The organism is Lacrimispora xylanolytica, from assembly GCF_026723765.1.
GTDB lineage: Bacteria > Bacillota > Clostridia > Lachnospirales > Lachnospiraceae > Lacrimispora > Lacrimispora xylanolytica.
Map to the genome: position 1 here is coordinate 3,046,557 of NZ_CP113524.1, position 18,730 is coordinate 3,065,286.

The window sequence follows — 18,730 nt, forward strand, 5'->3', positions numbered from 1 at the left end:
TGTATTTGCTGTTATTTTCATCAGTTTTTGACACAATATTAGGAGATAAACTTTAGGAGGTTTCGCATGCTCTTAATATCTTTAACCGCTTACGTCATTATCCCCTTATATACCCTGCTTTTTGCATGGGGAACCGATTGGTTCACCATGAATTTTTCCGTTCTCGGAAATATATCTGGCCGGAAAAATCTGTTCCTTCTTTGGGGCATTATTGTAGGGACTTATTTTTACTGCGTATTAAAAAGAATCATCTTAAACCTTCCACGGAACGAAAAGGAAAAAGCTTTTAGCATGGCAGCCCTGTTATTTCTGGCTCTTGGAGTTTTGACCCCTTATCTGCCGGAATCACAGCCGCTTCAGTCCGTGCTTCACGTGGTCTTATCCTTTATGGCTTCCTTTTCTCTGCTTATCTGTCTTTATATGGTTATCTGGAAGCTTTACTGTATGAATCAGGAGGACTACCGCCCTTATCTGATCTGCATGATAGGAATTACCATGATGTCCGCTGTTCTACTCGTAATCTCAGGCATTGTAAGCACAGCACTTGAAATCTTTTTCATTCTCTCCTGCTCTGCCCTGCTTCAAAGACTCTACAGCAAAATAAAATCTCCCAGAATATATATCAGGTGGCCAGAAGGCCTATAATCCAAAACCGGGACCTGCCCAAAAAGGACATGCCCCGGCTTTCATACGATTATTCCTCGTCTTCGCCTACCAGCTCATCATATTCTGCTTCGTCCAGTAATTGGTCAAAGGCATCTGCAACGATCTCATATTCATCATCATCTTCAATATTCTGAAGATCTGGCTGTCCGTCTTCACTTTCAGAATAACGATATAGATATACTTCTCCTTCTTCTGCCTCAGGGCCATCCATTGGTAGAAGTGCGATGTAGTCTCTTTCCCCTGCTGTAAAAATGGTAAGTACTACGCACTCCAGCTCTGATCCGTCATCCAAGGTAAGTGTTACAGTCATCTCCTCCTGGGATTCCATCTCGTCGTGCTCTAAATTAGCATCCTGTGCCATCTTGATACCTCTCTTTTTCAATTAATCTAGTTGTGGAGACATACGTGTATGTCTGCCTCCACTCTAACAGACAATTTAGGAAAAATCAAGGTATTTTGATTTTAATATTCAATTCCTTTTCTCGCATTTAAGCCCTGATCATAAGGATGTTTGATTTTATGAATTTCCGATACATAATCAGCCAGATCCGTAAGCTCTTTTGATGGATTTCTTCCCGTAAGGACAACCTCCAGTCCTTTCGGACGATCCACCAGAAACTTTCGGACCACTTCCTCATCTACCAATCCATAGTTACATACTGCCATGATCTCATCCATGACCAAAAGATCATATTCTTCATTAACAGCCTTTTCTAAGGTAGAAGCAAGGAGCTGGGAATAATAGACTGCTGCTTCCTTTTTTTGTTCCTCTGTCATTCTGGTAAAAAAGCCAAAGCTTCGTTCACAGGGTGTAACCGTAATTCCAGGTATGGCATCTAAAACCTTCACTTCACCCGAATGATCCGTCTTTAAAAAGCGGGTGACAAGTACTTTCTTCCCACACCCTGAGGCCCGCACAGAAAGGCCTATGGCTGCCGTTGTCTTCCCTTTTCCATCACCGCAATAAATGTGTATACAGGACTTCATCATCCATTCTCCTCTCTTATTCCTGTTTTAAGTATTCTCTTACAAAGCGGGATACCTCCTGCTTTTTGCTGTATCGTTCCCGGACATAGTTGACGTGAAGCCGTTCTTTTGCTCTTGTCATAGCCACATAAAACATCCGCCGCTCCTCCTCTAGATCCGCAGGAAGTACAGCCTTTTGATGAGGAGTCACCCCTTCGTTGGCATCCAGGATGTATACGATCCGATATTCCAGCCCTTTAGAGCTGTGCATCGTCATTAGGGCAACCCCGTCGATGCTCTGTTCCCGTTTCATAGCCTGAGCTTTTAACTCCTCTCCATATTCTTTCATATGAAGAAACCAGCTCTCATAGGTAGAAAAATTAGCTGCACTTTCCTTTAGCTGATCCAGAACCTCAAAAAGCTCCTCCGGCTTCATTCTCCGGTACTGGGCATAGTCTCTGATATAATCATCATATCCGATCACCTTCCGGATATAGTTTATGGCAGCGACCGGGTCCATGGTCTTAAGCATTCTAAGATCATATTCCATCTGTTCCACCCGTTCCACCATAAAGCCTTTGTCCTGGTAAAAGGATTTAATGGATTCCCAGTTTATAACTGGTCCTTCCAAAGCATCCCGGCTGATATACCGGTTTGGCCGGTTTAAGAACTGAAACACATTGGCCCGGCTTAAGTCACCAAGCCCACCCTTTATATAGGCCATAATGTTCTTACAGATCCAGTGGTCGTAAAGATTGGGAACGGAATCCCTCATGGAAAATGGTATATTGTATTCCATCAGCTTTTCTATCAGAAGTCCAGGTCCCATGTTGGTGCGGTAAAGGACAGCGATGTCAGACCAGGAAAAGCCTGCTTTTTTATAAGCCATGATTTCCTGGACAATTTCAGAGGTTTCCTCTTTTGGATCCTGCCACATTCTAGTGATGACTGGCTTTCCTGTCCCTTTTTTTGTCACAATATTCTTTGGAAACCGCATTTCGTTGTTGGAGATCAGTTTCCCTGCCGTGGTTACAATATCTTTGGTACTTCTGAAATTTATATTTAACAATACCTTTTTGGCATCCTTATAATCCTTCTCAAAGCCCAGCATAATTTCAGGCTTTGCTCCCCGAAACCGGTATATGGACTGGTCATCATCTCCTACGATAAAGAGATTATTTTCAGGAGCTGCTAACATCCGGATTATTTCATACTGTACCCGGTTGATATCCTGAAACTCATCGACTAATATGTACTGATATTTTTTCTGCCATGCCTCCAAAATATCCTTTCTCTGGGTAAATAATTCATAGCACATCACAAGCATATCATCAAAATCTATGAGTCCTGCCTTACGCAGCCGGTTCTCATACCCCAGATAGAGCTGCTTAAAATTTTCTTCCGAGCAGTTTTTGGAATAGTAATGATCAAGCCCGATCATCTCTCCCTTTACAGAGCTGATCTCTGTTAGGATGGAGGAGACAAATTCAGCTTCATCTTCTACCTCCATGCTGCACTGGTCCATTTCCTCTTTTATGTACTGAATTCTCTGCTCTTCCCTTACAATGCTTCTGGCATCGTAGCGGTAGGCGAATTTTAGAATCCGGAAGAAAATAGCATGAAAGGTTCCAAAGCTTACTGAGGTGGTTTCCCCTCCCATAAGGCTTTCAAAGCGATCCTTCATCTCTCCTGCTGCTGACTTGGTAAATGTGATTACCAGTATATTGGCTGGATTTACCCCCCGCTCTTTAATCAGATGGCAGATGCGGTGAGTGATGGTAAATGTTTTCCCTGACCCAGGCCCGGCAAGGACCAGCATAGGGCCGTTATAATGAAGGATGGCTTCTTTTTGTGCTCCTTCGTACATGACCTGTTCCTCCATGATATCCTCCCTTGTGATAAAAAAAGCAGGGGCCCGGACTTAACCGGAACCTCTGCTTCCCTTTATTATTTATAAAGCCTGATTGCTTAAAAGCTCTATTCCTTTGCGGATTCGGTTTAAGGATTCCTCTTTGCCAAGAACCTCCATAATCTCCGTCGCACCAGCAGGAGTCATCTGTTTTCCTGATACTGCGGTACGAATAGGCCACATAACAAAGCCGGTCTTATATTCCTTTTCTGCCACATGCTTAGAGAGAGCAGCATAAAGAGCGTCATTGCTGTAATCCTCCTGTGCTTCCAGGATTGGGAGCACCTCTTTCAGTAATGCAAGAGAATTTTCGCTGTTTGTCTTCATCTTTTTGTTGGTATACATGGAAAGGTCATATTCCGGTAAGGCTTCAAAGAAATCAATATGATCTGCAATGTCAGGGAATACTTCAATTCTTGTTTTCACCATAGAAGCAATCTTTTTTAAATTTAAATCCTTTTTAATCACTGCCTTTACATATGGCTCTGCCAGCTGATAGAACGCATCAAATTCCATGGATTTCATATATTCGCTGTTCATCCACTTAAGCTTTGTCATGTCGAACACAGCCGGAGATTTGCTTAAGTTATGGTAGTTGAATTCCTTAACAAGCTCTTCCAGAGAAAAGATCTCCTGATTGCTTTCCGGGGACCAGCCTAACAATGCCACGTAATTGACCACAGCCTCAGAGATAAAGCCCTGCTCAATTAAATCTTCGTAGGAAGAATGTCCGCTTCTCTTACTTAGCTTTTTATGCTCCTCATTGGTAATGAGAGGACAGTGAACGTATACTGGAACCTCCCAGCCAAAGGCTTCATAAAGGCGGTTATATTTCGGAGAAGAGGATAAGTATTCATTGCCTCTCACCACATGAGTGATACCCATCAAATGGTCATCTACTACATTCGCGAAATTATAAGTCGGATACCCATCAGATTTAATCAGTACCATATCGTCAAGCTCTGAGTTGTCTACGGAAATATCTCCGTAAATCTCATCGTGGAAGGTTGTTTTTCCTTCTGTTGGGTTATTCTGACGGATTACATAAGGAATTCCTGATGCAAGCTTTTCTTCTACCTCTTCCTTTGTGAGGTGTAGGCAGTGCTTGTCATAAGTCATGATTTCCTGTCCATCTACGGTTCGTTTTAAAGTCTCCAGTCTTTCCTGGTTACAGAAGCAGTAATACGCTTCCCCTTTTTCAATTAATTTTTTCGCATATTCCAGATAGATACCGGTTTCATGGCGTTCACTCTGGACATAGGGGCCCACGCCTCCGTCTTTATCCGGACCTTCATCATGAATCAAACCGGTCTCTTCCAGGGTTCTGTAAATGATCTCGACCGCGCCTTCTACAAAACGCTCCTGATCCGTATCTTCAATGCGGAGAAGGAAATCGCCGCCTTCGTGTTTTGCAATCAGGTAAGCATACATTGCAGTTCTTAAATTTCCTACGTGCATGCGGCCTGTAGGACTCGGTGCGTATCTTGTTCTTATTTTACTCATTGTGAACACACTCCTATATCTTCTTTCTTATGATGGCCGGTCCTGTTGACCGGCTATGAGGCAAACCTGGTTGCCGCATAGCCCATTATATACCCAACAACAGGAAAAAACAATGTTTTGAACCAATTATATTCGATTACATTCCAGGCTCCACCTGGATGGGACCGTAATCAGAGCCATCTGGACCCTGATCAGGTCCATCTCCTCCTCCCGGCTCCATATCTCCAGGAAATACAGGAGTTGTGGTTTCAGAAGGCCTTGTGACTCCAGGACCCACCTCCTGTGGCTTTGTCCCTGACTCTTCTTTTTTGGGCAGAGACATGACACGGTTAATGGCAGCCTCGAGCTGCGGGCTTAAACTATCGTAGTATTCTGTTCCTGCTAACTGGTCAAGGAGGCTGTGAGCCGTATTTATCTTTTCATCTGTTGTGCTGTCACGGTACTGGAGCCCATTAAATTCGTTAATAATGGTTTGAATGGCAGCCGCGGCCTGATCTGCAGCCATTTGTGATTGCTGAGCAGCTTCTGCGTTCTTTTGAGACTGAGATTCCAGCTTCTTACGTTCTTCTTCCTGCTGCCACCTTCCGGCATCCGCCCTTGCGGCTGCTTCTGCTACCGATGAAAACAGATCTTTTCTTCCTGTTTCTTTATCCGTTTTTTCTCCAATGGAGTCAACGTTTGAAAGTGAGACCGTTGCCGGCATATCCCAGTCAAGCGCAGGAAGGTCTTTGTTTATTTCAGCCATAAAATCATGCCAGATCCTTCCGGAATAAGTTTTTCCATAGACCCCAGGCATTGCTTTTGGAGTGTCATAGCCTACCCAAATGGCAGTGGTGTAATACTTGGTATATCCGCAGAACCAGGTATCTTTGTTGCTGTTGGTGGTTCCCGTCTTACCTGCGGCAGGAACAGTAAGGCCAAGGCCATATCCTGTTCCATAAGGCTTATCAAGAGTTCCCTTTAAAACATCGGTGATCATATATGCCGTATCTTCTGTAAAAATCCGTTCATCGGCCTGACTCTGGTTATAAATCTCACCATCATACTGGCTTTGAATGCTGGTGATACAGGATTTGCTGCTATACATTCCTTTGTTCGCTAAAACCGCGTAGCCTTTTGCCATATCAACGACTCTTGCGCCCTCTGTAAAACCACCGATACTCATACTGGTGTTGCCGTTATCCAGATAGCTTAAACCGTTAAAATGCATCTTTCCAAGATATCCGATTCCCTTATCCACACCGATGTCAGCAAGCACCTGCCAGGCTACCGTGTTTAAGCTTCGGTTCAGGGCTTCTCTTACAGAGATGGGACCAAAATACTTGCCCCCGCTGTTTTTAGGGCCTTTATCGAAAAGATTGTCATTGACCAGTCTGGAAGGGTAATAAAATCCGCTTTCAAAAGCCGGAGCATAATCAATTAACGGCTTAATGGTGGAACCAGGCTGGCGTCTGCTTAGAAAACCGCGGTTATATTCATCATCTGTTCCCCGGCCACCTACAATGGCTACCACGTAACCGGTTCTGTTATCCACACAAACAGCCGCGCCCTGAAGAGCAAGCTTCCCATTCTCCTGAACCTCTTTAAACTTCTTAAGCCTGTCATCAATCATGCCTTGAAGTAAATTCTGAATGTCCGTATTAAGGCTGGTATGTATTTCAAATCCGCCGTTTCTGATCATATCACTTTTCGTCTGGTAAACTTCCTGATATTGTTCCTTATAGGCATCATAGGATGCCTTATTATTAAATACGTACTTAAATACAAACCCATCATTCTTCATCAGCTCTAAGGTCGCCGCATGAATGGCGTAGCTGGTCTGATAATTCTCTTTCATTCCAGGTTCGTAGATCTTAGCAACAGTGATTGGCTGGGCCTTGGCATTTTCACTTTCCTCTTCTGTAATGAACTTACAGATAGCCATACTGTTGATAATCTGATTTCTCTTCTTCTGAGAAGCTTCAGGGTGAGCAACCGGATCATATTTTGACGGATTGTTGCTGATTCCTGCTAAGGTGGCTGCTTCCCAAATGGTTAAGTCTTTGGCTTCCTTATCAAAATAATAACGGCTTGCCTCTGATACACCGTAACACCGGTTGGCATAGAAGTTGGTGTTACAATAAAACTCCAGAATCTCCGGCTTTGTATACTTCTTCTCCATTTGAGGTGCCGCAAAGAACTCCGTAAGCTTTCTCTGGAAGGTCCTCTCCTGTGACAGGTATGTATTCTTAATTACCTGCTGGGTAATGGTACTGCCTCCCTGGGTAAAAACTCCCTTATTCTTTATAAACACCAGACCAGCTCTTAAAAGACCCTGGTAATCAATTCCGTGATGCTTATAGAACCGCCTGTCCTCCTGAGCGACATAAGCATTTTGAAGGTTCTCACTAATACCCGTAATCGGTACATACTCATAATGACCAGAGTTAATCGTTCCTATAAGAGTACCGGAAGAATCGTATACTCTCGTATCCGTTGGCTGAGAAAAATCCGTCTTGCTTGTCTTACTCATGATGGAATCTGCCTTCTCTTTGCAAGCCAGAATCTCATCCTGATATTTTAAAAATACGGCACCGCCGGCCAGGCACCCTAAGACCATAACCGCCAGAAACGTAAAAAGAATCACTTTTATGGGCTTTAAAAAGACGGACCATCTTGTTTTTTTCTTCTTACTTTGTTTCTTCATATCATGTGCCTCCTTCTTTTACTTTTTATATGACAAAAACGGGAAGTCTCTTAACTAAGACTTCCCGTTTGTTTTCAGAGCTGATGACGGGACTCGGACCCGTGACCTCCTCACTACCAATGAGGTGCGCTACCACCTGTGCCACATCAGCATCTTTATGGTTCTTACCTCGAACCTCGTATATCATAGCATGGGATAATATCTTTGTCAATAATATTTTTAATTTTTTACTTAAATACAAAAATATACAAAATTTTACATAGATAGGCAAGTGGAAAGAGGAGGGGAAAGGTAAGCCACTCCCTCCCTCTTTCTAAAAATGTCCCTATTTAAAAGATACCTTCAAAGCTTTCCCGAAGGGTATTACAGGAATTATCAAGCCGTTCCTTCTCATCCTCTGTAAGAGATAGAGTAAGAACCCGCTGAATTCCATTTTTATTGATGATACAGGGAACGCCTGCATATACCTCAGATTGTCCATATTCTCCGCGAAGCATGGCGGATACGGTAAACACGCTGTTCTCATCTCCTAAAATGGCTCTTGTGATTCTGGTAAGAGACATACCGATTCCATAATAGGTGGCCTGCTTTGCTTCTATAATCTTATATGCCGCTGTACGCACCTCTTCTTCAATGCGCTTTAATTCCTCTCGGTTTACCATATCTTCTTCTCCGCCAGATCCGCAAAGAGATAAAATTGGTTTTGTCGCAATCATAGCCTGGCTCCAGGGAACAAACTCACTGTCTCCATGCTCTCCGATTACATAAGCGTGTACATTTCGTGGGTCTACCCTTAAGGACTCCCCAAGAAGATACCGAAGTCTTGCGGTATCAAGCGTGGTTCCGCTTCCGATGACCCGCTTAGGATTAAAGCCGGATAAGGAATAGGTAATCCTCGTCATAATGTCCACTGGATTTGTGGCCACAAGGAAGATACCATTGAAGCCAGATTCTGTCACAGGCTCCACAATGGAACGGAATACCGCAGCATTGCGCTTTAAAAGATCAAGCCTTGTCTCTCCCGGCTTCTGAGCTACTCCCGCACAGATTACAACAATATCTGCATCGGAGCAGTCCCTGTATTCCCCTGCATAAATTTTCATATGAGAGGCAGAAAAAGCAAGTCCATGATTTAAATCCATGGCTTCACCCTCTGCACGTTTACGGTTAATATCAATTAATACCAATTCATCACAGACACCCTGGTTCAACATGGAATAAGCATAGCTCATTCCCACCATACCTGTGCCGACTAATGCAACTTTTCTTTTATCTGTTCTCATCATCTAACACGCTCCTGTCATTGTTATAGTTATTTTGTCGCTTGAACAGGAAAGTATACTCCTTACATTCCCCGATCAATCTTTTTCGCCATTAATTCACTGTTGCTGCTGTAAATAACTGCATGTTCCCTGGTGATCTTTCCTTCCCGGTACAAGTTTAAGAGACTGGCATCCATGGATACCATCCCTTCTGTCTGCCCGGTTGCTATGACAGAATCGATCTGATGGGTCTTTGACTCACGGATCATATTGCGAATTGCATTATTAAAAAACATGATTTCAAACGCCGGCTCAACACCTCCGTCTACAGTTGGAATTAGCTGCTGTGAGATAACGGCCTGAACCACCATGGAAAGCTGCATACGAATCTGCTGCTGCTGATTGGGCGGAAAGCTATCGATGATACGGTCAATGGTATTGGCGGCTCCCACCGTATGAAGGGTAGAAATCACCAAATGGCCCGTTTCCGCTGCCGTCATGGCAATTCGAATGGTCTCGTAATCTCTCATCTCTCCAACTAAAATGACGTCCGGTGCCTGCCTCAGTGCTGCCCGCAGGCCTGTCACATAACTGTCTGTATCCGTAGTGATTTCTCTCTGGGTCACCACACTCTGCTTATGACGGTGCAGATATTCAAGAGGATCTTCCAGGGTGATTACATGAGCGTTCCTGGTGTTGTTGATCTTATCAATGATACAGGCCAGAGTCGTGGTCTTACCACTTCCAGCCGGACCTGTCACCAGCACAAACCCCTTCGTCATTCTGGCAACATCCATAATGGTTTCAGGAATATGGAGTTCCTTATAATCCGGCAGATCAAAGGTGACAACACGGATTACAGCTGCCAGAGAACCCCTCTGGCGAAATACACTGGAGCGGAATCTGCAAATACCTGGCAGGGCAAAGGAAAAGTCATCATCTCCATGCTCCTTTACTTTATCCATGTTCCTGTTTCCAGCCAGCTGATACAGTTCCTCAATTAAAGTCTCCATCTGGGCCGGAAACAGTTTTTCTTCATTCTGATATACGATTCTGCTTCCTATCTTATAGGAAAAAGGCATACCTGGCACAAGAAAGATATCCGATGCATTCTTAGCCACAGCAGCATTCAATAAATCCACTACCTTCATTTTCCAGTCTCCTGATTATCTGATTCTCCCCCATGATAAACGGGCATGGATGTATCAACCGTATAATCCTCGGTCTGAATCACCTTCCATTTACGCACCCAAACCTGGCCTTCTCCCAAAAAGCTGGGTGAGAGTTCTATGGAGAGAGCCTGGGAATGAGCCATTGGAATCTGGGTCGTTACAATCCCTTCTTCCGGCAGATAATAATCTCCAAGCTCTTGTGCCAAAAGTTCCTCATAGTCCCCAGGCTCTGGAGCGCTTCGTTTTATCTCTTTCACTTCTTCCAAGACCATCTGGTAGAACTCTTCTCCCTCACTGTCTGTCAAATAATACTCTTTTACTGCTGAAGCATTACGCTCTGCAAGCTCACGTTGACTTTTGGCTGCACTTAAGGAGAGCATTCCAAACGTCACAAGGCACATCACAATAAAAATTAATATAAGGGAAGGGCCTCCGATGTTAGCTCTGTATCTGATTTCCTGTTTTGCCATGGTTCACCTCCATCAGCTGCCGTTTTCATGGCGATTCACAGTAAGGGTATATAGGATTTTCTCACCTTTTTTTATCGTCAGGACCATCTCATCTGTTTCCTGAAAATCTGCCTCAGCAGAAAATACAGCCTGACCACTGGTCATGGATTCTCCATTTTTATCAAATTCCATTCGGCTTGGTTCTTCATTGGAACCGCTTTCTTTCAGGGCAAATACTTCCTTTAGTCCCTCTTTCCCCTTTTCCTTAAACACCTCACAAGAGCTTTGGGCTATGATAACTGCCCGGTTTAAGTCAGAGGCTTCCCGGCTTATAAGATCAGCCTTTGTAAAGATCCGGGTACATATTCCGGCACAAAGGAGGAAGAAAAAAACGACGCCTATCATTTCCATAAGGAATACGCCAGAATGACTTTTTCTATTCATCTTGTGCTCCTTTGCTTCTTAAGGTAAACCAGAGGGAGCCGCCCTCTGTTCCCTCTGTTTTTATATGAAGAAGCCCGTCGTTCATCTCCATGGTGACCGGACTGCATGATAATATCTCGTTGCCGTCTCCAATGGAAAGGCCGCTTCCTTCCTGGGAAAACAGCTCCCACAGTTTTCCATCCTGATAGTAAATATCCGTCACATAGACAGAATCCTCAATGACCTGCTTGATTTCCAGAACTGTGGTGCCTGAAACCTCTTTCACAGACACACCGCCGGCTTCATCGCCTTGTCTTACCTTATTGGCAATGTAGCTTAACGCCACATCTTCCCGGTAAGCAGCTTCCATTCTGTGATTGATATTCTCATACACTTTTCCGCCCATAAGAACCAGAAACAGGGCGCTTAATACAAACACCAGAAACAGTATCAGAGTGAAAAGAGCGCCGGTCATCCGGCTTCTTTTATCCATGCTCCCGCTCATTTGCCACCTCCTGGTGCTGATTCATGAAGATTGACTGTAATATCTGGCATGAAGTTTGAGGCAAAGCCACTGTAAAAAACATCATATCTTTCTCTGTCAATCTGTATTCCGTAATGTTCTTCTAAATATTCCACACTAGGGGGGTATCTTCCTTCAATGGCATAGCATTGTACCGAGGCCCTCCGAATCGCGTCCCGGAGAGTATCTGCTCCCTCTGCATCTGCCCGTTTGGAGAAAAATAAAATCCCTATTATGAAGGCCCCGATCATACAAGGGAAAATCGCCAGGGTAAGAAGGCTGCCTGAAATTTCTTTCAGGGAATTTTTAAGCTTCAATAATCTCTCCTCCTAACCAATGGCAGATAATACACCCATAAGCGGCAGCATGACTGAAAGTAAAATGAGTCCCACGGATATGGCAAGCACAGCTACCACCGTTGGTTCAAAACGGTTAATCATCTGTTCCATGGCAGTATCTGCTTCTTCCTCGTACTTGTCCGAAATCTCCGCCATCACACTGTCAAGACGACCGCTTTTCGTTCCCACTTTAATCATCTGTACATAAAATCCTGTGAACAAACCTGTATTTTTCATGGCTGTATAGTATGTCGCCCCTGATTCCAGTTCAAAGGAACACTGATTGATTTTTTCTTCTACAATCTTATGATCCACCAATTGACCAGCCAGCTCCATGCCTTTTTCCAGATCCAGACCGCTTTTTAAGGTAAGGGATAACACAGAGGTAAAACGGCGCTTTGCCGTAGACAGAGCAATTTTATTATTCTTCTTGATCCACCAAATGAACTTTTCTGCTGCTGGGACTTTTTTTCCTTTTTTCCCAAGAAGCCATACGATGAAAACAGCCATTGCCAGCACACCGCCTAATAAAAGAGCCGCTCCGCTGAAGATTCCACCAAGCCTTGCAGCAGCAAGAGAAGCCGGCGGCATCTCTGCCCCCAGCTGCCGGTATACGCCTTCAAATATAGGCATGACCTTGGTAAATAAAACCAGCAATACAACAAGAAGCATGGTAATCATGATGATGGGATATGTAAGGGCATGTTTTATGTTTTTGTAGAGCACATCTTCTTTATCGTAATACTCGGCAAGGGATTCCATAATCTTATCCAGATTACCGGTTTCTTCGCCAACCCTGACCATACGGATTACATAAGGCGGATAGACTCCTGCCTGTTCCAGCACTTTTGAAAATGGAATGCCAAGCTCCGCTTCCTCTGCCATGGAAAGCAGGATCTTTTTCTCTTCTCCCCATACCGCATCCTCCGCCATAACAGACAATCCCTCGTCAAGAGGGATTGCAGCATGAAGAAGAAGGGATATTTGAAGGCAGAAAGCGGAAATTTCTCTGGAAGAATAAATGTTTCTCGCACTCTTTGCCATATACCGTTTCTCCTTTTTCTATATGGTTTCTTTAGTAAGTGTATTTTCCTTTATAATTGGAGCTATTGGTTATATATTGCTTTATCGCAGGATCGTTCCCGCCAGAGGAGGCAAAGGTAGGATCCATGAGCTTCCAGTCGTAACCGTCAAAGTAAATGACATTGTCCACCCAGCCCTGTCCCTCGATATAGACATTCACCCATGCATGGTAAAGACTTCCGGTATACCCTACGACTAGCTTGGTAGGAATATTCTGAGAGCGCAGCATGGAAGTCATAACAGCCGCATAATCAAAACAGATTCCCTTTTTCTTAGCCAAAGCCTGGTCAACATCAGGAAGGTATCCGGTCTGAACGGAATTAGCCAAGGCTGTATCGTAGGTAAAGCTTTTCACCACGTAGTTATAGACATTGGTCACAACTCCCAGAGAATCCGGTGCTGATGCTGCAAGTTCAGCTCCTTTTGATACCACTGCACTTCCAGCTGTAAAATTCACATACTGGTTTGGATATAGAAATGGTTCAAATTCATTGGAAAGACTGACCTGTAGCTGATTGCTGTATTTAATAGCGTACTGAGTCCCCTGTACCTGCTCCAGAACCCGCAGGGTATAGGTTCCATTACCCTCGGTTAAAGGAAATACCTCATAGGCGGATCTGGCATTTAGGTCATAGGTATAAGTCTCACCACCGCTTTTAATGACCTGTACCTTAATCTTTGCTGCACTGCCCGTATACTGGACCATAACATATCCATGGCTTGTATTGGATGCATCAACCGTTACCGAATTGCCGCTAAACGTAACCGTTCCAGATGCTGTAGGAACCTTCACGTTGCCACCAGCAGGCTTGGAAGCCAAAGGAACTGCTTCATCTTTAATACTGACAACTGTTTTCCATTCAATGCTTTCCTTTGTATTTTCTGATGCAGAGATAGACCCTTCCGGCCCAAAGCCAGCAATGTAGACCATAACGGCTGCAAATGCCGCTGCAAATACCGCACCACTTTTTTTCATCTTTATCATCTCCCCAGTGTTATCCCAGACGTTGTCTCACGATTTCATAGGCAAGGACCCCAGCCGCAACTGAGGCATTTAAAGAGTCAATATCCCCTTTCATGGGGATAGAAGCTATCATATCGCAGTTCTCTTTAACCAGCCTGCTGACACCGCTTCCTTCACTTCCTATCACAAGTCCGATCGGACCCTTTAAGTTCATACGGTACATGGTCTCTCCCTCCATATCGGCACAGACAAACCACATACCCTTTTCTTTTAATTCTTCCATGGTGGCTGTTAAGTTTGTAACCTTTGCCACTGGTGTATAGTTAAGTGCACCTGCTGAGGTCTTTGCAACCGTTGCTGTCAGACCTACCGCCCGGCGCTTTGGAATGATAACACCATGAGCTCCGGCTAAATTAGCAGTACGGATAATGGCACCCAGATTATGAGGATCTTCAATTCCGTCCAATAAGAATAAGAACGGCGGTTCTCCCTTTTCCTCTGCTGCCTTTAACATATCCTCCACTTCTGCATATTCATAAGCTGCTGCATGAGCGATTACGCCCTGGTGATGCCCTTCTTCTGACATCTGGTCCAGCCGTTCCCGCTCTACGAAATTAATGATGGTATCTTTCTTTTTTGCTTCCCGGATAATGGACTGGATGGGGCCATCCTGAACTCCCTTTTGCACGTACAGCTTATCAATTGTCTTCCCGGAGCGAAACGCCTCCAATACTGCGTTTCTTCCCTCTATGGTAAATTCCTCTATCATTCCAGTTCTCCTATTCGTTCAAGTCCTTTGCCCACTACGGCAATGAGCCGTTCTAAATCGCCGTTTAAATACAGATAGCCGCATAGCGCTTCAAATCCAGTCGCTGTCCGGTAGTCTGCCATGGTGGCATGCTTGGCCGTTGTGACTGACTTGGCATTACGCCCTCTTTTATAAACAGCAATCTCATCTTGTGTTAAATCTTCCGCCTCTATCAGCCGTCTTATGATCTCTGCCTGGGTCCCGGCATTGACCAGCTTGGCACTCTTTTTATGCATATTGTTAACCTGTGTGCTTCCATGATTCATTACCTTTGTTCGGATCATGACCTCATAGACAGCATCACCGATATATGCGAGAGCCAGAGGGGAATAGCTTTTGATATCTACTTTCTTTAGATGCAGTGATTCTTTAAAGAAATCAGAAAATCCGTTCAGGGTCATTATACTCTCTTCCATTTTACACCTTCCCTGGTGTCCTCCAGAACAATGCCCTGCTCCAGTAATTTTCCACGAATCTCATCTGCAAGAGCGAAGTCCTTGTCTTTTCTTGCCTGCTGCCTTGCTTCTATCATGGCTTCAATTTCTTCGTCAAGAATTTCTTCTTTCTTCTCTGCAATAATGCCGAGAACACCGCACAGCTTATCAATGGTTTCCTTTAAGTAGGTCACATATTCTCTTGAGCTGTTTTCATCGGTAGTGGAATTGCTTAGTTTCACCAGTTCGAAAATGGCTGAAATCGCATCTGCCGTGTTGAAATCATCATCCATGGCAGCTTCATATTTGACGATCAGCTCTTCTACCGGCTTTTTCTCTTCTCCCTCACGAAGGGAATCTGTCTTTGCTACAGCTTCCAGATCCTTAAGCTTATCTACAGCTGTCAGAATGCGGTCCAAACCGTTTTTGGATGATTCCATTAAATCAGCGCTGAAATTAAGAGGACTTCTGTAGTGAGCACTGAGCATAAAGAAACGAAGTACCTGTAAATCATACTTTTCACCAATTTCTCTTACGGTAAAGAAGTTTCCAAGAGACTTTGACATCTTCTTGTTATCAACATTTAAAAAGGCATTGTGCATCCAGTATTTTGCAAATTCTTTTCCGTTAGCCGCTTCACTCTGCGCAATCTCGTTCTCATGATGAGGGAAAATCAAATCTTCCCCACCTGCATGAATATCGATCTGGTCTCCAAGATACTTTTTAGACATCACAGAGCATTCAATATGCCAGCCAGGTCTTCCCTCGCTCCAGGGTGACTCCCAATAAGGCTCCCCTTCTTTTTTCGGCTTCCAGAGAACAAAGTCAGAGGATTCTTCTTTTCCGTCTTCTCCGGTCACTTTAATTTCACGGAATCCTGACTGTAAATCTTCCAGGTTCTTATGGGACAGCTTTCCGTACTCCTTAAAAGACTTTGTACGGAAATAAACAGTACCGTCTGCCGCCTGATATGCATGGCCTTTTTCAACCAGACCTTTTATCATGTCAAGCATTCCACAGATTTCTTCTGTTGCCAGAGGATTTTTAGTCGCCGGCTTCACATTCAAAGCTTCCATATCTTTTTTGCACTCTTCAATGTAACGCTTGGATATGACATCTGAATCCACACCTTCCTCGATTGCCTTTTTGATGATTTTATCATCTACATCGGTAAAGTTGGATACATAATTAACCTCATAACCTTTATATTCAAAATATCTTCGTACGGTGTCAAAGACTATGATAGGCCTTGCGTTACCAATGTGTATAAAATTGTATACGGTAGGACCGCACACATACATCTTGACCTTTAACGGCTCCAATGGTACGAATTCTTCTTTTTGTCTGGATAATGTATTAAAAACCTTCATAAATATCTCCCTCCTGTTAATTGGTCTCTATCTTCCGCAGCAGCCTCCGGAACAGCCTCCGCAGCCGGAACCCATGATTTTATCATCATAACAGTAATCTTCCACAGAAGTAAGAAGGGTAATGGCCTGAGCTGAAATTCCCTCGCCGTTTCCGGTAAATCCAAGTCCTTCTTCCGTAGTGGCTTTTACATTCACCTTTCCTACCGGCAGATTCAGCGCATCTGCAATGTTCTCCATCATCTGAGGGCGATAGGTAAGAAGCTTCGGTTTCTGTGCGATAATGGTGGCATCAATATTTTCAATAATATAGCCTCCCTCTTCCAAAAGCTTACCTGCCTGTTTTAAAAGCTCAATACTGGATACACCCTTATATGCAGGATCCTGATCCGGGAAATGCTCACCGATATCTCCCATGGCTGCCGCTCCAAAAAGAGCATCAATAACAGCATGAACCAGTACATCCGCGTCAGAATGACCTAAAAGTCCTTTCTCATATGGAATCGTTACTCCTCCAATGATAAGATCTCTTCCTTCTACTAATTTATGAACATCATATCCCTGTCCAATTCTCATAATATTTCCTTTCTTCTATATATATACATTCGCTGCTAAACAATCACCCGCAATTTTTTACTGATACACCGAATCTGCACATCCTTTTGACAAAAGCAGCTTTCCCCATCGGTATGAACTGCCATCGGCTGCTCCATGTGAATCGAGATTTCCTCACAAGTATAAAAACGGATCCCTGTATTTGGTATCTTTCTTCCTAATAAAGAGCAGGCCAGTACAGGAATAAGCTTACGCTTCTTTCTGTTATTCATAATACAGATCGTAAGCTTTCCATCCTCAAAACTTGCACCGGGGGCAAACTTGAATCCACCGCCCTCGTAAGGATGAATGTGGGCTGATATAAAATACACGTGATTAAATTCTACTTTTTGAACACCATTTATAAGAACATGACCCTTAGACGGCTTCGCCAGGGCAAGCTGCTTGATTCCGATTAAAAGATAAGCCAGCCTTCCTATATGAAGCTTGTGAAGCAGTCCTTTTGATTTTGAAAATAATATATTATGGCAAACAGCTGCATCCATACCGATTCCTGCACTTACAATGAATCGCCGGTGCGCCACTTCACCGTCCCCATAGGTTATAACCCCATAATCCATTAATTTGTAATATTTTGGATGAAGAATCCTGTCAAGACAACGGACCGGGTTCCTGGGCAGTTTTAAACTCCTTGCCAGATCATTACCCGATCCCGCAGGAATATACCCTAAGGTTATGGAACCACAAAAACAGAGTCCATCCAGAATCTCGTTCACTGTACCATCTCCGCCTACGGCAACAATCACATTGGATTCTTTACAGCCGTTTGTCAGTTTACTGGCATAAATCCTTGCATCTCCCGGCTTTTCCGTCAAATAAACTTCATACTCCACACCGGAAGCTTCTAAGGCTCCCTTCAGCTTATTCCAGGTATTTTGTCCACGTCCGCAGCGTGAGTTAGGGTTTACAATAAAATAGTACATGGGATCCCTCCACTTTTTGCTATTTGTTAGTATACCATAAAACAGAAGAATTGAATATAAAAAAAAGGAAAAAGGTCAGCGAACCTTGTCAAAGCAAGGAGATACGAATATTTTTCATTTTCTGTTTTTTCTTACTAACTTTATATTGCTCTTCTTTTTGACTTTTGATGAAAAAAATATAAATAATATGATACTACTTTTTTACAAAACAAAAAAACACATTGAACCCGACTTAACGTCAGACTTTCAATGTGTCGTTAATAGCGGAAGGGAGATTCGAACTCTCGACACCACGGGTATGAACCGTGTGCTCTGGCCAACTGAGCTATTCCGCCATATGAAATTGTTTGATAAACGCTTTGTTTATCAGTGGGACCTACAGGGCTCGAACCTGTGACCCTCTGCTTGTAAGGCAGATGCTCTCCCAGCTGAGCTAAGATCCCAGTGCTTGTCAGGAGCTTTGTTTTTCTCTCGTTCCCGACTGCTTCATTAGTATAATATGAATTGTATTAATTGTCAACACTTTTTTGTCAATTATTTTCTTTTTTTTCCATTTCTCTTAAAACCCTGATTCCTGCGAGGTTTTCTGCCCTTTTTCTTCTCCTGAAATAGACAAAGAACCACAAAAGCCGTCTTGGA

The 18,730-nt window shown here is 43.7% G+C and carries 19 protein-coding genes and 3 tRNA genes; 1 reads left to right on the forward strand and 21 read right to left on the reverse strand.

Translation table 11 applies throughout. The features are described 5' to 3' along the window. The first annotated feature begins 66 nt into the window (after positions 1-66). Positions 67-645 carry a hypothetical protein gene (locus OW255_RS14235; protein WP_268114445.1) on the forward strand — a complete coding sequence of 193 codons (579 nt, stop codon included), beginning with the start codon at positions 67-69 and terminating at the stop codon, positions 643-645. A gap of 49 nt (positions 646-694) precedes the next feature. Here the strand turns inward: OW255_RS14235 and OW255_RS14240 are convergent, their stop codons facing one another. The 21 genes from OW255_RS14240 to OW255_RS14340 form a co-directional block, all read right to left on the reverse strand. Continuing rightward, on the reverse strand, positions 695-1,027 hold the full coding sequence (locus OW255_RS14240; protein ID WP_024838315.1) for a DUF1292 domain-containing protein: 333 nt from the start codon (positions 1,025-1,027) through the stop codon (positions 695-697). A 101-nt stretch (positions 1,028-1,128) separates the two neighbouring features. Further along, positions 1,129-1,656, reverse strand: coding sequence for a cob(I)yrinic acid a,c-diamide adenosyltransferase (locus tag OW255_RS14245; RefSeq protein WP_268114446.1), 528 nt, complete (start codon positions 1,654-1,656; stop codon positions 1,129-1,131). A 13-nt stretch (positions 1,657-1,669) separates the two neighbouring features. Further along, positions 1,670-3,514, reverse strand: a complete 1,845-nt coding sequence (locus tag OW255_RS14250) for an ATP-dependent helicase (protein ID WP_268114447.1) — start codon at positions 3,512-3,514, stop codon at positions 1,670-1,672. A gap of 69 nt (positions 3,515-3,583) precedes the next feature. Continuing rightward, positions 3,584-5,044, reverse strand: coding sequence for a glutamate--tRNA ligase (gene gltX, locus OW255_RS14255; RefSeq protein ID WP_268114448.1), 1,461 nt, complete (start codon positions 5,042-5,044; stop codon positions 3,584-3,586). A gap of 136 nt (positions 5,045-5,180) precedes the next feature. After that, entirely contained in the window at positions 5,181-7,730 is a 2,550-nt protein-coding gene (locus OW255_RS14260) for a transglycosylase domain-containing protein (protein WP_268114449.1), read from the reverse strand. Between the two features lie 78 nt (positions 7,731-7,808). Further along, positions 7,809-7,881: transfer RNA gene (locus OW255_RS14265), tRNA-Thr, on the reverse strand. 178 nt (positions 7,882-8,059) lie between these two features. Then, positions 8,060-9,013, reverse strand: coding sequence for an L-lactate dehydrogenase (locus OW255_RS14270; RefSeq protein ID WP_024838320.1), 954 nt, complete (start codon positions 9,011-9,013; stop codon positions 8,060-8,062). A 62-nt stretch (positions 9,014-9,075) separates the two neighbouring features. Beyond that, positions 9,076-10,143: a type IV pilus twitching motility protein PilT gene (locus OW255_RS14275; protein ID WP_024838321.1), complete on the reverse strand. Its 1,068-nt coding sequence runs from the start codon at positions 10,141-10,143 to the stop codon at positions 9,076-9,078. After that, positions 10,140-10,634: a hypothetical protein gene (locus OW255_RS14280; RefSeq protein WP_024838322.1), complete on the reverse strand. Its 495-nt coding sequence runs from the start codon at positions 10,632-10,634 to the stop codon at positions 10,140-10,142. Before OW255_RS14280 ends, OW255_RS14275 begins: the two co-directional genes overlap by 4 nt. A 12-nt stretch (positions 10,635-10,646) precedes the next feature. Then, positions 10,647-11,057: a hypothetical protein gene (locus OW255_RS14285; protein ID WP_024838323.1), complete on the reverse strand. Its 411-nt coding sequence runs from the start codon at positions 11,055-11,057 to the stop codon at positions 10,647-10,649. Beyond that, positions 11,050-11,541 carry a DUF4860 domain-containing protein gene (locus tag OW255_RS14290; protein ID WP_024838324.1) on the reverse strand — a complete coding sequence of 164 codons (492 nt, stop codon included), beginning with the start codon at positions 11,539-11,541 and terminating at the stop codon, positions 11,050-11,052. Before OW255_RS14290 ends, OW255_RS14285 begins: the two co-directional genes overlap by 8 nt. After that, a complete protein-coding gene (locus OW255_RS14295; protein WP_024838325.1) occupies positions 11,538-11,876 on the reverse strand; it encodes a hypothetical protein in 339 nt (112 codons plus the stop codon). Before OW255_RS14295 ends, OW255_RS14290 begins: the two co-directional genes overlap by 4 nt. Positions 11,877-11,888: 12 nt before the next feature. After that, positions 11,889-12,941, reverse strand: a complete 1,053-nt coding sequence (locus tag OW255_RS14300) for a type II secretion system F family protein (protein ID WP_268114450.1) — start codon at positions 12,939-12,941, stop codon at positions 11,889-11,891. Between the two features lie 31 nt (positions 12,942-12,972). Further along, positions 12,973-13,956, reverse strand: coding sequence for a transglutaminase-like domain-containing protein (locus OW255_RS14305; RefSeq protein WP_024838327.1), 984 nt, complete (start codon positions 13,954-13,956; stop codon positions 12,973-12,975). Between the two features lie 19 nt (positions 13,957-13,975). After that, positions 13,976-14,713, reverse strand: coding sequence for a 23S rRNA (guanosine(2251)-2'-O)-methyltransferase RlmB (gene rlmB / locus OW255_RS14310; RefSeq protein WP_024838328.1), 738 nt, complete (start codon positions 14,711-14,713; stop codon positions 13,976-13,978). After that, a complete protein-coding gene (locus tag OW255_RS14315; RefSeq protein WP_024838329.1) occupies positions 14,710-15,168 on the reverse strand; it encodes a Mini-ribonuclease 3 in 459 nt (152 codons plus the stop codon). The genes rlmB and OW255_RS14315 overlap by 4 nt, the downstream gene beginning before the upstream one ends. Then, complete coding sequence (gene cysS / locus OW255_RS14320) at positions 15,153-16,556, reverse strand: cysteine--tRNA ligase (protein WP_024838330.1); 1,404 nt, start codon at positions 16,554-16,556, stop codon at positions 15,153-15,155. Before cysS ends, OW255_RS14315 begins: the two co-directional genes overlap by 16 nt. A gap of 27 nt (positions 16,557-16,583) precedes the next feature. Continuing rightward, positions 16,584-17,129, reverse strand: a complete 546-nt coding sequence (gene ispF, locus OW255_RS14325; protein WP_024838331.1) for a 2-C-methyl-D-erythritol 2,4-cyclodiphosphate synthase — start codon at positions 17,127-17,129, stop codon at positions 16,584-16,586. A gap of 35 nt (positions 17,130-17,164) precedes the next feature. Then, positions 17,165-18,091: a diacylglycerol/lipid kinase family protein gene (locus OW255_RS14330; protein ID WP_268114451.1), complete on the reverse strand. Its 927-nt coding sequence runs from the start codon at positions 18,089-18,091 to the stop codon at positions 17,165-17,167. A 261-nt stretch (positions 18,092-18,352) separates the two neighbouring features. Continuing rightward, positions 18,353-18,426 (reverse strand) — tRNA-Met (locus OW255_RS14335). 35 nt (positions 18,427-18,461) lie between these two features. Beyond that, positions 18,462-18,534 (reverse strand) — tRNA-Val (locus OW255_RS14340). Positions 18,535-18,730: the final 196 nt, after the last annotated feature.